17 protein-coding genes are annotated in these 14599 nt (G+C 40.9%); 9 read left to right on the top strand and 8 right to left on the bottom strand.

Annotation, left to right across the window (positions count from 1 at the left end; all coding sequences use genetic code 11):
- Nucleotides 1-115: 115 nt before the first annotated feature.
- The 9 genes from FFL34_RS02150 (at nt 116) to mtnN (ending at nt 6221) form a co-directional block, all read left to right on the top strand.
- A complete protein-coding gene (locus FFL34_RS02150; RefSeq protein ID WP_138600922.1) occupies nt 116-385 on the top strand; it encodes an IreB family regulatory phosphoprotein in 270 nt (89 codons plus the stop codon).
- Nucleotides 386-814 carry a Holliday junction resolvase RuvX gene (gene ruvX, locus FFL34_RS02145; RefSeq protein ID WP_138600920.1) on the top strand — a complete coding sequence of 143 codons (429 nt, stop codon included), beginning with the start codon at nt 386-388 and terminating at the stop codon, nt 812-814. It abuts the gene before it with no gap.
- Nucleotides 815-816: 2 nt separating this feature from the next.
- Entirely contained in the window at nt 817-1107 is a 291-nt protein-coding gene (locus FFL34_RS02140; RefSeq protein WP_138600918.1) for a DUF1292 domain-containing protein, read from the top strand.
- A 230-nt stretch (nt 1108-1337) separates the two neighbouring features.
- A complete protein-coding gene (gene mltG, locus FFL34_RS02135) occupies nt 1338-2456 on the top strand; it encodes an endolytic transglycosylase MltG (RefSeq protein WP_138600915.1) in 1119 nt (372 codons plus the stop codon).
- 170 nt (nt 2457-2626) lie between these two features.
- Entirely contained in the window at nt 2627-3259 is a 633-nt protein-coding gene (locus FFL34_RS02130; RefSeq protein ID WP_138600913.1) for an O-methyltransferase, read from the top strand.
- A 19-nt stretch (nt 3260-3278) separates the two neighbouring features.
- On the top strand, nt 3279-3920 hold the full coding sequence (udk, locus tag FFL34_RS02125) for a uridine kinase (RefSeq protein ID WP_138600912.1): 642 nt from the start codon (nt 3279-3281) through the stop codon (nt 3918-3920).
- 225 nt (nt 3921-4145) lie between these two features.
- A complete protein-coding gene (gene greA / locus FFL34_RS02120; protein WP_138600910.1) occupies nt 4146-4622 on the top strand; it encodes a transcription elongation factor GreA in 477 nt (158 codons plus the stop codon).
- A 204-nt stretch (nt 4623-4826) separates the two neighbouring features.
- Nucleotides 4827-5507 carry a YrrS family protein gene (locus tag FFL34_RS02115; protein WP_138600908.1) on the top strand — a complete coding sequence of 227 codons (681 nt, stop codon included), beginning with the start codon at nt 4827-4829 and terminating at the stop codon, nt 5505-5507.
- Between the two features lie 24 nt (nt 5508-5531).
- Entirely contained in the window at nt 5532-6221 is a 690-nt protein-coding gene (gene mtnN / locus FFL34_RS02110) for a 5'-methylthioadenosine/S-adenosylhomocysteine nucleosidase (protein ID WP_138600906.1), read from the top strand.
- Nucleotides 6222-6326: 105 nt separating this feature from the next.
- Here the strand turns inward: mtnN and betA are convergent, their stop codons facing one another.
- The 8 genes from betA to FFL34_RS02070 all read right to left on the bottom strand — a co-directional run bounded on the left by betA (nt 6327) and on the right by FFL34_RS02070 (nt 14527).
- Nucleotides 6327-8012, bottom strand: coding sequence for a choline dehydrogenase (gene betA / locus FFL34_RS02105; protein ID WP_138600904.1), 1686 nt, complete (start codon nt 8010-8012; stop codon nt 6327-6329).
- A 326-nt stretch (nt 8013-8338) separates the two neighbouring features.
- A complete protein-coding gene (gene sigK / locus FFL34_RS02100) occupies nt 8339-9046 on the bottom strand; it encodes an RNA polymerase sporulation sigma factor SigK (protein ID WP_138600902.1) in 708 nt (235 codons plus the stop codon).
- Nucleotides 9047-9237: 191 nt separating this feature from the next.
- Nucleotides 9238-9615, bottom strand: a complete 378-nt coding sequence (gene mnhG, locus FFL34_RS02095) for a monovalent cation/H(+) antiporter subunit G (RefSeq protein ID WP_234031405.1) — start codon at nt 9613-9615, stop codon at nt 9238-9240.
- Nucleotides 9596-9907, bottom strand: a complete 312-nt coding sequence (locus tag FFL34_RS02090; protein WP_138600900.1) for a Na(+)/H(+) antiporter subunit F1 — start codon at nt 9905-9907, stop codon at nt 9596-9598. Before FFL34_RS02090 ends, mnhG begins: the two co-directional genes overlap by 20 nt.
- Nucleotides 9904-10380, bottom strand: a complete 477-nt coding sequence (locus FFL34_RS02085) for a Na+/H+ antiporter subunit E (RefSeq protein ID WP_138600898.1) — start codon at nt 10378-10380, stop codon at nt 9904-9906. The genes FFL34_RS02090 and FFL34_RS02085 overlap by 4 nt, the downstream gene beginning before the upstream one ends.
- A 6-nt stretch (nt 10381-10386) precedes the next feature.
- Entirely contained in the window at nt 10387-11862 is a 1476-nt protein-coding gene (locus tag FFL34_RS02080) for a Na+/H+ antiporter subunit D (RefSeq protein ID WP_138600896.1), read from the bottom strand.
- Complete coding sequence (locus tag FFL34_RS02075; RefSeq protein WP_138600894.1) at nt 11855-12193, bottom strand: Na(+)/H(+) antiporter subunit C; 339 nt, start codon at nt 12191-12193, stop codon at nt 11855-11857. Before FFL34_RS02075 ends, FFL34_RS02080 begins: the two co-directional genes overlap by 8 nt.
- Nucleotides 12194-14527: a Na+/H+ antiporter subunit A gene (locus FFL34_RS02070; protein ID WP_138600892.1), complete on the bottom strand. Its 2334-nt coding sequence runs from the start codon at nt 14525-14527 to the stop codon at nt 12194-12196.
- Between the last annotated feature and the right edge of the window lie 72 nt (nt 14528-14599).

The raw sequence follows: 14599 nt of genomic DNA, 5'->3' as shown, positions 1-14599 counted from the left end.
AATATATATAATATGGAAGCAAAACATGTTAAAATAGCTGACAAAGAGGTTGTTCAGAAAGTCTGGTCCTTTTTGAATAGGCAGATAATGGGAAAACATGGAATGAGGTGTCACTATGAGCTCTATTGACAAAACAATGAAATTTGATTTTTCGGAAGAGCCTTATGAACAGAATATCAAAGAGATTTTACTGACTGTTCACAGTGCATTGAAAGAGAAAGGCTATAATCCAAACAATCAGATTGTTGGATATTTATTATCCGGTGACCCTGCATATATACCGAGGTATAATGATGCACGGAGTTTGATTCGTAAGGTGGAACGGGACGAAGTTATAGAAGAACTTGTAAAATTTTACCTCAAGGAGCAGCGGAAAGGGTATTAGATGAAAACAATTGGTCTGGACGTAGGATCCAAAACAATCGGAGTGGCTGTTAGTGATGCTTTAGGCTGGACAGCCCAAGGGATCAAAACAATTAAATGGGACGAGCAAGATATTTTTTCCGCAGATACTGAGCTGCGGGAGATAATAGACGAACACGAAATCGGGAAGGCTGTTATTGGATTCCCAAAAAATATGAATGGAACAGTTGGGGAACGTGGGAAAGCCTCTCAAGCGTATGCCCGGCATATGGAAGAGGTTCATGACATCCCCACCGTTCTGTGGGATGAACGGTTATCGACCGTTGCTGCGGAACGTGTCTTGCTCGAAGCAGACATGAGCCGAAAAAAAAGAAAAAAAGTGATAGATAAAATGGCGGCTGTGATGATTTTACAGGGCTATCTTGATCAGGAAAATCAAAAAGGAGTGTAGGCATGGCATTAGAAAAAAAAGAACGGATTATTATACCAGATGAAAACGGAGAAGAACATCTGTTTGAAGTATTATTCACGTTCGAAGTTGATAAAACTGGACACTCATATATTGCAGTCGTCCCGGTTGACCAACAGGATAACGAGGAAGTTGAAGTCTACGCGTTCCGGTATGAGGAACAGGAAAAGGAAGACGATGATCTTTCCCTATTCCCGATAGAATCAGAAGAGGAATGGGAAATGGTTGAGGAGATGCTGAACACCCTGGTTGACGAGGATAATGATGACCAGTAACGGATTTGGTTCGTTGAAGGCTGGTATCCTGGTGGGGATATCAGCCTTTTCCTATTCTTTTATAGATGAAGACGGTGCAAAAGAAAAAAAGCAACCGGTCAAATGCATTCATTTCCTTGAGTATTCGTTTGGTTGTAGAATGACAAGGGAGTACAGCTTGAAATGTAACTTTATGTAGCGGATGGTGTAATATTTTAGTATAATAAATCAGGGTGAAGGAGGGAAGCCGCATGTCCAAAAAGAAGACACCGGGAGACTATGAGGACCATCTGACTAAGCGTAATGAAGATGCCAAAATAGTACGGCGAATCGCTTCAGTCATTATCATTTCATTGGTGCTTATTTTCATCGTTGGTGGTATCTCCGGATTTCTGTACATAAAATCTGCATTACAGCCTGTCAACCCTGATAGCAAGGAAGATGTTACAATTGAAATTCCCTTGGGTTCTTCTACATCCGAGATTGCGAGGGTTCTTGAAGAAAATGGAATTATCAAAGACAGTACGATTTTTCGTTTTTATATAAAGTTTAAAAATGAATCCGACTTTCAAGCAGGTGAATATACACTTTCACCCTCAATGGAAATAGACGAACTGATTCAGGCGCTGCAAAAAGGAAAAGTGCTTGAAGAACCGGAATATACTGTCACAATTCCTGAAGGGAAGACAATTAAGGAAATGGCGTCCATCTATGCGGCTGCATTACCTTTCAAGGAAAAGGCGTTTTTAAATCAAGTAAATGACCCGCAATATATAGAGACGCTGATTAATACGTATCCAGATATTTTGTCAAACAGTATTTTGAATCCGGAAATAAGGACACCGCTAGAAGGATACTTATTTGCGGCGACTTATCATTTTTACAGCAAGCAACCGAGTGTTGAAAAAGTCATTAATAAGATGCTTAAAAAAACGGTTGAGGTGGTCACACCATATCTGGATGAAATTGCCTCACAGGACTTAACCGTACATGAGGCATTGACGATGGCTTCACTCGTCGAAAATGAGGCCAGTTCACAAAAACAGCGGAAAAAAATTGCCGGTGTATTCTTTAATAGGTTGGAGGAAGGCATGCCGCTACAGACAGATCCGACTGTTCTTTACGCACTAGGCAAGCATAAAAAGAAAGTATTGTTAAAAGATCTAGAAGTGGAATCACCGTATAATACGTACCATGTTAATACACTTCCGGTTGGACCAATATCCAACTTTGCCAAAACGTCATTGCAGGCAACCATCAACCCGGAAGAATCCGCCTATAAATATTTCCTTCATGACGACAAAGGGAATATTCATTATGCTGAAACGGTTGAGAAACACAGACAGTTAAAAGCAAAGTATATCGACTAATTCGATTCAACCGTGGAATAAAGAACGATGGTTTCTTTATTCTCAACGCTTTAGGATCGTTCGTGTTTCAGTTCACAATGGAATGATATTTTTCACTTTTATATTACATTAAAATAAGACAGTAACATCCACACTAAATGAAGTTTTAAATTATAAAAGAGGCTGATAGGATGAATGATACGCTGACAGACTATTTGATGAAGTCACTTCCATCTGAGGCGGATTGGGTGAAAGATTTGGAACAGAAGGCGAGAAATGACCAGATTCCAATTATGGACCCACTTGGGATGAACTTAGTCATGCAATTAATCCGTCTGACAAAACCGGAGCGAATATTGGAAATAGGTACTGCTGTTGGATACTCGGCCTTGCGTATGGCAGAGGCCAATAGTAATGCTTCGATTGTCTCGATTGAACGAGATGAACAACGATATAGGCAGGCAGTTGCAAATATTCGCGAAATGGATAAACTCCATATAATTGATGTAATCTGCGGGGATGCAACGGAAGAACTTCCAAAGCTGACCGGTAACAAATTTGACATGGTGCTGATTGATGCCGCTAAAGGCGCGTATAAGGAATTTTTTGAGCTGTCAGTGCCGTTGCTGTCGAACGATGGCTTTGTGGTGACTGATAATGTTTTATTTAAAGGATTTGTAGCAGATACCGAGAAACAGCATCCAAGATATCAAAAAATCGCCGCTAAGATTCGTGCGTATAACGACTGGCTTGTAAAACACCCGGATTTCACAACAACGATTGTACCCATCGGGGATGGAATAGCGATCAGCAAAAAAATATAGTGAAAGGAGTCTCCTATTCATGTCCGAAAAACCAGTTGTTATTGGCGTTGCAGGAGGCAGCGGCAGTGGCAAGACAACCGTAACACGCTCGATATGCCAGCGTTTTCAGGATAAAACAATCCTCGTCATTGAGCAGGATTATTATTATAAAGATCAAAGCCACTTGCCGTTTGAGGAGCGATTGAATACTAATTATGATCATCCTTTGGCTTTTGACAATGAGTTATTGGTACAGCATATTCATAAGCTGGTTAACCAACAGCCTATTCAGAAACCTGTATATGACTATAAAATGCATACAAGATCAAATGAGATAATCACTGTAGAGCCAAAAGAGGTAATTATTCTAGAGGGGATTTTAATACTTGAGGATCCACGTCTTGTTGATCTCATGGATATCAAAGTATTTGTTGATACTGATGCAGATATCCGCATCATTCGTAGACTTATGCGTGATATAAAAGAACGGGGCAGAACGCTTGATTCTGTTATTGATCAATATGAAAATAATGTACGGCCGATGCATCTGCAATTTGTTGAACCAACAAAGCGCTATGCAGATATTATTATACCGGAAGGCGGCCAAAACCATGTGGCAATAGACCTTATGGCGACAAAGGTTGAGAAGATTCTGTCTCGGAATCAGGAAAACAACATTTGAATATGGCATATGTCCGTAGTTCAAGCCCTCACCCCACCTCGGTAGGACATACTTGTTTCGGTAACGCTTTCATTAAGTTTGAATACAAGACATATCTTTAAATGAAAAGTATTGAAAATCTTAACTGACTCTGCCATAGTAGTTTTATGAAATATTTGCTATAGGCTATTATAGTAACGACATAATCACGTTGCATGTCATATTTGATAAAAGGAGTGTAAATTAATGGCAACAGAGAAAAGCTTTTACATGACCCAAGAGGGGAAAGAAAAATTGGAAGAGGAATTGCATTATTTGAAAACAGAACGAAGAAAAGAAGTTGTGGAGCGAATCAAGGTTGCACGTAGCTTTGGGGACCTTTCCGAGAACTCCGAATATGATGCCGCTAAAGATGACCAAGCATTTGTAGAATCACGTATTTCCCAAGTGGAACAGATGATTCGGAATGCAGTTATTATAGAAAACGATAACGAGGATCCTGATGTCGTTTCACTAGGCAAGACGGTGACCTTTAAAGAATTGCCTGATGGAGATACAGAAACGTATACGATTGTTGGCAGTGCCGAAGCAGATCCTTTTGAAGGGAAAATATCAAATGATTCACCAATGGCCAAAAGTCTGATTGGTCAAGAAATTGGTGCAGAAGTTTCTGTGGCGACACCAGGCGGCGACTTATTTGTGCGAATTGAAAATGTTGAATAAGTAAACAGGTGTCGCTTGCAGATAAATGGAAAATAATCAAGAGAGGCTAAATGGCTTCTCTTTTTTGCACTTTAAAAAAATAAAGAAGCTGAATAGAAAATGTTTATCACGTTTTTACCAGCAAATCTGCTAGAAAGGGAATATAACGTCATTCGAGAAATATGATACTATAATTAGGATGAGGAGATAGGAGGGGGATGGACCATGTCTGATCATAATGAATTATCAAGAGTAAATAAATATGAGAAAAGAAGAAAAAATACCAAGTCTCTGTCTGTCTTCATCGTACTAGGAAGTATATTGGTAATCGCACTAGTGCTTCTCTTTATTTTTGGGGGAGATGACCAAACAGACTCTGCATCCAATGACCAAAAGGAAACAGAACAGGATCCCCAAGCATCCAGTAAAGAAAACGAATCTGATAATAGTAGCAGTGACGATGTGGACAAGCCGGGGAACAAAGGCGCCGAGCATGAGTCTGCGCAAGATAATGGAGAAGATAACTCAGAGGACACGGGTTCCAGTGAGCGTATAGCCACAGAGAAGGTTGAGCCTTCTGACGATAATGTCATTGAGGCTTACAAAGGTGATTGGAAACCGGTTGATACCGAACAATCTGAACCCCACACCATCAATTTTGATGAAGGATCGCAGGACAGAGAAGAAATGCGCCAAGCTGTTACGACAGCAACGCACCTAAATGAGGATAAATTCGTCATGTGGTGGATTGCCAGAAACGGTGAGCAAAAAGCAATCGCTACTGTTTCCAGCGAGGATGAATCAGATATTTATCGTGTTTATCTTTCATGGGTCAGCAACCAAGGATGGAAGCCGACCAAGGTTGAACGGTTAAAAGAGAATGATCAGAAATGGCGCTTTGAATGATGCATGTTACTAGGAGGAAAACATATGACTATAGGGATCATTGGAGCAATGGATGAGGAAATCACTGCAGTAAGAGAGAAGATGACAGATATTACTGATGAAATGGTTGCTGGCTGTCTGTTTATTCACGGCAAGCTTTTTGGACATGATGTTGTATTATTAAAATCAGGAATTGGAAAAGTTAATGCAGCAATGGCAGCAACCATCATGCATGAACAGTTTCATCCTACATATGTCATTAATACCGGATCAGCTGGTGGATTTAGCAAGGAATTGGATGTTGGCGATGTTGTCATTTCGACTGATATTGTTCACCATGATGTTGATGCTACTGCTTTTGACTATGCGTACGGGCAGGTTCCTGGTATGCCGGCGATGTACAGTGCTGATGCTGTGTTGATTGAAAAGGCACAACAGGTAATACAACGGCTCGGACTCAACTGGCAGAAAGGGATTATTGCAACAGGCGATTCATTCATGTCGGATGCTACTCGCGTTTCCTACGTCCGCGAAAAATTCCCATCAATGATTGCTGCAGAAATGGAAGCTGCTGCTATAGCACAAGTGTGTTATCAATATGAGACACCATTTATTGTTATCAGAGCCTTATCGGATATCGCAGGCAAAGATTCTTCCACCTCTTTTGACGAATTTCTGGAAACTGCAGCTCAAAATGCGGGAACACTGATTATGGATATGGTTAAATCAATATAGCTTAATTATAATTCAACTCCATGGGCGAGAATAAGGGAAAAAGAGAGGGTTAATGCTCGCATTATCCCTCTCTTTCCTTTGCCAAACGGGCTTATCTTCTTTCCCTTACTTTTCTACTGTACCTGCGTCCTTTGGATGAACGCCATGACGGTAATAGTCTATATACTCAGGCTTCATCGGTTTTTGCCCACGAATAATGTCAGCTGCTTTTTCTGCCAGCATTAACACCGGTGCATGGATATTTCCATTCGTCGTATGCGGCATAGCGGATGCATCCACAACCCGTACGTTATCCAGGCCATGAACTTTCATGGTCAGCGGATCTACGACAGCCATAGGATCTGAGGCAGGCCCCATTTTCGCCGTACAGGATGGATGAAGTGCCGTTTCCGCGTCATTTGCTACCCATTCGAGAATTTCCTCATCCGTTTGGACAGAAGGACCAGGTGAAATTTCGCCTGTACTGTATGGTGCTATCGCTGGCTGCGACAGGATTTCCCGTGAAACGCGTATTGCTTCAATCCACTCACGTCTATCCTTTTCGGTAGATAGATAGTTAAATACGATACTTGGATGTTGAAAAGGATCACGTGAACGGATTTTTAGGCTTCCTCTAGAGTTGGAATACATTGGTCCTACGTGTACTTGAAATCCATGTTCCGTATCCGCTTTTTGTCCATCATATCGGACCGCCAATGGAAGGAAATGAAACATCAGATTCGGATAATCCACTTCTTCATTTGAGCGAACGAACCCACCACCTTCAAAGTGGTTCGAGGCTGCCGGGCCAGTACGTCCAAGTAGCCATTGTAATCCGATCCAAGGCATTTTTGCTTTATTTAAGCTAGGTTGTTCCGAAACCGGCTGCGGGCAAGCGTGTTGAATATATACTTCCAGATGATCTTCAAGATTTTCTCCCACACCCGGCAAGTCAACGATTGGGTCAATGCCAAGTGAGCGCAGATGATCAGCATCGCCAACACCGGACAACTGCAGTAATTGCGGTGTATTGAATGCACCACCGGCAAGGATCACTTCACCCGCATGAACAACATAGGTTTTTCCATTCTTTTGATAGGTTAAGCCTGTAGCTTTTGTACCGTCAAAATTGATGTTCGTAACAAATGCCCGTGTCTCAACTGTCAGGTTCTTGCGCCGCATCGCAGGACGCAAATAGGCGCGTGAAGCAGAAACCCGTCTTCCGTTATGCACCTGGCTGTCAAATGGGCCAAATCCTTCTTGACGAAAACCATTTACATCAGGTGTTCTCGAGTAACCAGCCTCTACAGCTGCGTCAAAAAAGGCTTGAAATAAAGGATTCGTTGCAGGCCCGCGTTTTAATTTAACTGGACCATGGTGGCCACGGTGTTCATCCGATGGGTCTGCACCAAAGGCCGTTTCCAGTCGCTTAAAGTACGGGAGACAATGGGCATAATCCCACGTTTCCATACCTGGGTCAGATCCCCACCGTTCATAGTCCAAAGGGTTGCCGCGCTGATAAATCATGCCATTGATAGAACTCGATCCGCCGAGTACTTTCCCCCGGGCATGAGCAACACGCCGTCCATTCATATAAGGCTCTTCATCCGTGGAATAGACCCAGTCATAGAAGCTGTTACCTGATGGGAACATCAAAGCTGCTGGCATTTGAATAAACAAATCCCAAAAATAATCGCGACGCCCTGCTTCCAGAACAAGAACACTGCTTGATTTATCTTGACTTAGACGGTTGCCAAGTACAGAACCTGCACTGCCGCCACCAATGATTACATAGTCGTATGTTTGATTCATTTGTAAAACCTCCTCAAAGATTGTAAATGGAAAGTGTAAAGTAATATAAACATATTCATCCCAATAAAATAATTTAATACATTAAAAAAATATTTAATATAATTTATAAAAAATATACCACGTAAAATTAACTTTGTAAATACTTTTAGTGAAACCATTTATTATCTTTGCCAAGAAACCCCTTATTTTTAAAAAAAGGGGAACATATTAGAAAAACTTGGCATTCACCTCGTCTTACAGCGAATACCGAAGTTTTTATTATAAGGTCATCCATATTTTATACTTTCCGACGTCATAAAAAAGAGCGCGCATGAAATATGCGCGCATCATTCCCTCTCTTTTTCTTTTCGGTAATATTCGTGAAACACCTTCATAAGTGCTCTTTTTTCGATTCGAGATACATAGCTCCGTGAAATATCAAGCATTTTTGCAATTTCACGCTGTGTCATTTCTTTATAATTGTTCAGCCCATAACGATACACGACAACTTCTTTTTCTCTGCTGTCAAGAATAGCCAAGTATTCATTCATTTTTTCAATCTCCATGTTCAACTGGATGTACTCAATGATGTTTTGGTTTTCTGCTTCTAGAATATCCATCAGGCTGATTTCATTGCCTTCTTTGTCTTGACCAATTGGATCGTGAAGAGAAACATCTTTCTTTACTTTTTTCAGGGACCGTAAATGCATTAGAATTTCATTTTCGATGCATCGGGCAGCATAGGTTGCCAGTTTTGTTCCTTTATCCGCCGAATAGCTTTCAATTCCTTTTATTAACCCAATGGTACCTATGGATATTAGATCCTCCATATCCTCCCCGGTATTTTCGAATTTTTTTACAATGTGTGCAACTAACCGTAAATTATGTTCAATTAGTTTGTTCCTGGCATCTTCATCACCATCCTGCATTTGTTTAATGTATTTTTTTTCTTCTTCGGGTGGCAGCGGTTGTGGAAATGCGTGGTTTTTGACATAGGAGACAAAAAAGAGTGCTTCCTTGATAAGTAAGGCCAGAAAGCTTAAAACACCTGACAAACGAATGCACCTCCTCTAAATACGGCTGGGCAATTGCCTATATAATCATGTATATGAAGAGATTGCATTTTTGTGTCTGTCCACAACAAAACGGCGAAATGTCCTGATTCTTTTTGCAAAAGACTCAGAGGTGCTTAACAGTAAAAGCTACTGACCAGTAGTTAAAATAAAAAAGTGACCTATAGGTGGGGTCACTTTTGTTTTTGCACGTATTTTTGTATAGATGCTTCATATTCATCTGTACGGTTTTTTAAGATTGGTTTGACCCCATTACGATGGGCCGCCCGTGAAATCATATGTCCAGAAACAGGGGCGGTTAGGAGAGTGAAGATAATAGCAAGCAATAATTTGCCGCTGGCGATCCCATGCGATACATACATAAATAAAAACGCACCAATCAATAAACCGGCTATTCCAAGCGTCGAAGCCTTTGTAGCTGCATGTAATCGGGTATAAACATCAGGGAACCGGACAATGCCAATAGAACTTGACAGGATGAAAAATGTGCCAGACAGTAAAAAGAAGGCAATGATCATGTTTAATATAAGCTCAATCCATGTTTCTATCAATGATAACACCCTTTTCAAGATATTTAGCAACTGCTATGGTTCCGATAAACAACAGGATTCCGATCAGCAAAATAACATCGTTAAATTTCGTCGTAACGACTAGTATGGCCATTAATGCAGCAACTCCCATCAGATTCATGCCAATTGAATCAAGTGCTACTGCACGGTCCGCATTAGTTGGCCCGGTGATAATCCGGTACAGCAGCAAAAGCAACGAGATGGAGATCCCTATCAGACTGATTATTGTTGTAAAAAGCAAAATCGTTTCGGTTACAGCAAGAAGATTGTTCATTTTGTCACCTCTGAAATGGCTTTTTCAAATGTATTTTTGATATCCCGTATGGAATCATTTATATCATCAATGTCCATAGCGTGGATGTACAGATAGGTGTTATCGTCTGATACGGCAATTGACAATGTCCCCGGTGTAAGTGATATCAGGTTGGCCAGCAGGGTGATTTGCCAATCACTTTTTAAATCAGTTTGCATGGCGAAAATTCCTGGTTCAAATTCAGGGTTTCGTTTATATACAAGTTTGACAATATCAATGTTTGATGAAATCAATTCTCTAATGAACAGCAGAAATAATTTCATTATTTTCCAGACACGCTTTAAATAAAACCTATCCGGAATGAATCGGTTCAATAGAAGCAGCAAAAGGATGCCCAGCATGTATCCCGCAATGAAACTTGATGTGGTATAACTCTCACTTAAAAACATCCACATAACTGCTATAATCAAGTTGATAACAATTTGAAAGGCCATGTTACATTACTCCTTCAGCACAGCGTCAATATATACTTCAGGTTGAATCAAATCGGTGGATATCGATTCAACAAATGGATAGATGAATTCTGCCCCGATCCCCATAAATACCGATAATGCCAACAACATAACGATAGGGGCAATACGTCCCTTTAATGATACGGGTTTGATTGTTTCGTCTTTTTCACCCCAAAATCCATTAATGAAAATTTTCATAATGGAATAGAGAATCAGCAAACTTGAAAGCAATCCAATAATTACAATTGCTATATCTTTATTGGCAAGCGCACCTTTTAAGAGTAGCAGTTTACCGATAAAACCACTGAATGGCGGAATACCGGCAAGGATAAAACCTGATGAAAATAAAAGCCAGCCAATAAATGGATAATAATGAATTAGCCCGCTGAATTTACGTAAATCTGAAGTACCAGCGGCATAGGCAATCGTACCAGCTAACATAAATAAACTTCCTTTAATTAGCATATCATGGACCAGGTAGTATATAGATCCACTTACGGAAGATTGATTGAATACGCCAATCCCCATCAGAATGAATCCAATTGCGGGAATAATATTATAAGCGATAATTAATTTAATATTATTGGTAGATATTGCGCCAATGATACCAAAGATCATGGATAGCCCGGCAATCCAGATGAACATACCGTGTGTCACTTCGATTTTATGTACAAAGATCAATGAGAAAACTCGAATAATCGAATAAATCCCGACCTTGGTCAAAAGAGCCCCGAATAATGCTGAAATGACCGGGTTAGGTACAGCATAAGAATTCGGCATCCAATAATATAAAGGAAACAGCGCTGCCTTTACAGCAAAGACAAAAAATAGAAGTATGCCAACGGTGGTCAGGATTCCCTGTTGATCAACTTCCTGTACACGTTCAGCAATCTGGGCTATATTAACGGTTCCAAGTGCACCATAAATAAAGGCAACAGCTGTCACAAACAGCATAGACGAGAACAAATTAATAAATACATATTTAATTGATTCACGCAGTTGCACTTTATCCCCGCCCAAAACGATGAGCGCATAAGAAGCCATTAGCAGAACCTCGAAGAAAACAAACATGTTAAATAAGTCTCCGGTCAGAAAAGCTCCGGACACGCCGGTAATCAAAAAGAAAAAGAACGAGTAAAAATAATATTGTTCTTTCCTGTCTGAAAGCGAGTAAGGAGCATAAAGGGCACAAGCCGCTGCAATAATGTTTGTTGTGAAAACTAGAAGTGTCGCAAGTTTATCGGCTACCAGAACAATACCATACGGCGCTTTCCAGCCACCGGTTTCGAGAATGACGGAACCTTCCGAGAAGACCGTCCAAAGCAAATACCCAGCAATAACTAAATTAATTAGCATGAAGATTTTGGACAGTGGACGCACTAAATTCAGTTTCTTCGGAAAGAATGCAAGAATGATGCCCGAAACTAATGGTATGATGATTGGCAGTACTGCAAGATTATTCATTATCGTTACCCCTCAATTGTTCCATATTATCTGTGTTATTTTCGGTTGCCGTCCGATACGCAAGTACCAGAAGCAGGCTGGTAATCCCGAAGCTGATTACAATCGATGTTAGGATCAGCGCCTGTGGCAGTGGATCGGTGTACTCGGAAACACCATCTGCCAGGATTGGCGGCTCACCTCGTTTCAACTTTCCCATTGTCAAGATAAACAAGTGGGCACCATGTGACAGCAGAACCGTTCCAATGATGATACGCAATAGCTGTTTTTGCAGCAGGTTATAAATGGCAGTTGCAAATAATACGCCAGCCAATATTAAAATGATGAATTCCATTTATTTTGTCCCCTTTTTGATCTTTATTTTAATAAGGCTATAGATGGCAAGTGCCGCAATGCCAAGAACTGTAATTTCAAAGAGCGTGTCAAGTCCACGCATGTCAACGAGAATGACGTTGACAACATTGTCGCCGCCACCAAGAGAATGCGATGTTTTCAGGAAGTAGTCGGATATAGTCCCAAACCAATCACTACTATGGGCGGAAATGCCAATCAGTGTCATAAGCGCACCAAATCCAATGGATACAATACCGTTTGTTAAACGTGTACCAGTCGAGTCTTTTTTATTTCTCAGGTTAGGCAAATGGTAAAAACAAAGCAAAAACAGTGCTACAGAAACAGTTTCAACGACCAATTGTGTCAGCGCCAAGTCAGGTGCACGATAGATAACGAATAAGAGTGAGACACCATAACCAACGACACCGACTATTAAGATAGCTGCCAGATTCTGCCTTGCAAAAACAGTACCAATTGCCGCAGCGATGATAACGAGGACGACAGCTATCTCTGTTAACCTCACAGGTGCCAAGTCGTTAGAATTAATCGTGAATCCATCGGTAACTAGCATGAAACTAAGTGTAACCAACATGATAGTGCTTAGAATAATGGCCATATAAAGCCTTAATGACCCAGTCATATAGAATGTGGTAATATGTCGTGACCAGCTATCTAACTTGGAGATAATGGCATCGTAAATGTTGTTGATGCTTCTCCCACCAGGCACGAAGGTATAAACTTTGCTCCATTTTCGTCTGGTTGAAACAAGAATAGTACCAATGGCAACAACTGCAAGAGACATTTGAAATGCAGGTGATAAGCCGTGCCAGAACTTGATATTTTCAACAACCGCTGACCCGGCGACCGCCTCTGCCGCATGGGCAATAAATGTTCCATTAAAGGCGTTAGGAAACAGACCAATCAAAATGACACCGAGTACAAGGATGAACGGTGACAGAAGCATACCAATAGGTGCTTCGTGCGGGTGTTTCGGGAGCTGGTCGACTTGCTTTTTGCCTGCAAATGTGCCGAATAGAAAATAGAGCGAATAGACAAACGTAAAGATACTACCGAACACCGCCAAGTACGGGATAATGTCTACGAGAAAAGTTGTGACGGCGTTAGCTCCTGCAGGTAAATCAAGGGTCGATTGAAAAAACATCTCCTTACTGTAAAACCCATTCAAAAATGGCAACGGAATTCCAGCCATGGAAAAAGTGCCGAATAGCGCCAATGCTGCAGACATCGGCATGAACGTCATTAGTCCACCAAGCTTACGTATATCACGTGTCCCTGTTTCATGATCAACGATGCCCGCGACCATAAACAAACTACCTTTAAATGTGGCGTGGCACAAAATGTGAAAGACTGCCGCAAAAGCGGCTGCTTCAGTTCCAAATCCTAGCATTGCCATAATCATGCCTAACTGACTGATTGTTGAAAAGGCTAATATAGCTTTTAAGTCTGTCTGGTGAACTGCCATATAAGAACCCCAGCATAACGTGACAATGCCGGCGACGCTGACGATGATAAAAAACCATTCGTAGTCAGCGAAAATTGGCGAGAACCTTGCCACTAGGAAGAGGCCCGCTTTTACCATTGTTGCCGAATGAAGATAAGCACTAACAGGTGTCGGTGCTTCCATGGCATCTGGGAGCCAAATATGGAATGGGAACTGTGCTGATTTGGTAAAAGCTCCCATCAACAAAAAACCAAGAGCAAGCGGCATATACGGGCTGTTCATGATAACCTCTGCATTTTGAATCATAACCTGAATGCTTGTCGTCCCGGTCATAACCGATAAAAGAATAAAACCGCCAAACATGCTTAATCCGCCAAAAATGGTTATTAACATGGATTTTAGTGCACCATATCGTGACTTTTCTTTAAAATGCCAGTATCCAATTAATAAGAATGAAGAAATAGATGTCAATTCCCAAAAGGTGTAAAGTACGAAAATATTGTCGGATAGCACGACACCGAGCATTGCTGACATAAACATTAGTAAGTAGACATAAAAATGTCCCAGCCGTTCACCCTTATCAAGATAGTAAATAGAGTATAAAACTACTAGGGCACCAATTCCACTGATTAATAATGCAAATAACAGACTCAGGCCGTCTAAATAAAAATCGAAGTTTATTCCGAGCGACGGAATCCAGTTATACGATTGTCTAACTGGCTCAAATTCTGTACCGACAAAGCGGACAAAGTAAATAAAGATAACTGTTGGGATCAGAAATACGAACAAACCAGTATGAAGTTTATGTTTTATTTTACTAATGAAAGGTATGATACAGGAAAGTAAAAGTGGGATGAGTACTATGTATAGCATCTGATTAATGTCCTCCTCGAAATTACAACAAGCTTGTCGACAAATTGTTTTATGTAGTTTATGCCGTCAATT

This window comes from Lentibacillus cibarius (assembly GCF_005887555.1).
GTDB lineage: Bacteria > Bacillota > Bacilli > Bacillales > Amphibacillaceae > Lentibacillus > Lentibacillus cibarius.
The sequence above is the reverse complement of the archived record's forward strand: the minus strand, read 5'-3'. Positions and strand labels throughout refer to the sequence as shown.

Coding starts and splice junctions, on each gene's coding strand:
- FFL34_RS02150 (WP_138600922.1), top strand. CDS start 116: ATGAGCTCTATTGACAAAACAATGAAATTTGATTTTTCGGAAGAGCCT.
- ruvX (WP_138600920.1), top strand. CDS start 386: ATGAAAACAATTGGTCTGGACGTAGGATCCAAAACAATCGGAGTGGCT.
- FFL34_RS02140 (WP_138600918.1), top strand. CDS start 817: ATGGCATTAGAAAAAAAAGAACGGATTATTATACCAGATGAAAACGGA.
- mltG (WP_138600915.1), top strand. CDS start 1,338: ATGTCCAAAAAGAAGACACCGGGAGACTATGAGGACCATCTGACTAAG.
- FFL34_RS02130 (WP_138600913.1), top strand. CDS start 2,627: ATGAATGATACGCTGACAGACTATTTGATGAAGTCACTTCCATCTGAG.
- udk (WP_138600912.1), top strand. CDS start 3,279: ATGTCCGAAAAACCAGTTGTTATTGGCGTTGCAGGAGGCAGCGGCAGT.
- greA (WP_138600910.1), top strand. CDS start 4,146: ATGGCAACAGAGAAAAGCTTTTACATGACCCAAGAGGGGAAAGAAAAA.
- FFL34_RS02115 (WP_138600908.1), top strand. CDS start 4,827: ATGTCTGATCATAATGAATTATCAAGAGTAAATAAATATGAGAAAAGA.
- mtnN (WP_138600906.1), top strand. CDS start 5,532: ATGACTATAGGGATCATTGGAGCAATGGATGAGGAAATCACTGCAGTA.
- betA (WP_138600904.1), bottom strand. CDS start 8,012: ATGAATCAAACATACGACTATGTAATCATTGGTGGCGGCAGTGCAGGT.
- FFL34_RS02090 (WP_138600900.1), bottom strand. CDS start 9,907: ATGAACAATCTTCTTGCTGTAACCGAAACGATTTTGCTTTTTACAACA.
- FFL34_RS02085 (WP_138600898.1), bottom strand. CDS start 10,380: ATGGCCTTTCAAATTGTTATCAACTTGATTATAGCAGTTATGTGGATG.
- FFL34_RS02080 (WP_138600896.1), bottom strand. CDS start 11,862: ATGAATAATCTTGCAGTACTGCCAATCATCATACCATTAGTTTCGGGC.
- FFL34_RS02075 (WP_138600894.1), bottom strand. CDS start 12,193: ATGGAATTCATCATTTTAATATTGGCTGGCGTATTATTTGCAACTGCC.
- FFL34_RS02070 (WP_138600892.1), bottom strand. CDS start 14,527: ATGCTATACATAGTACTCATCCCACTTTTACTTTCCTGTATCATACCT.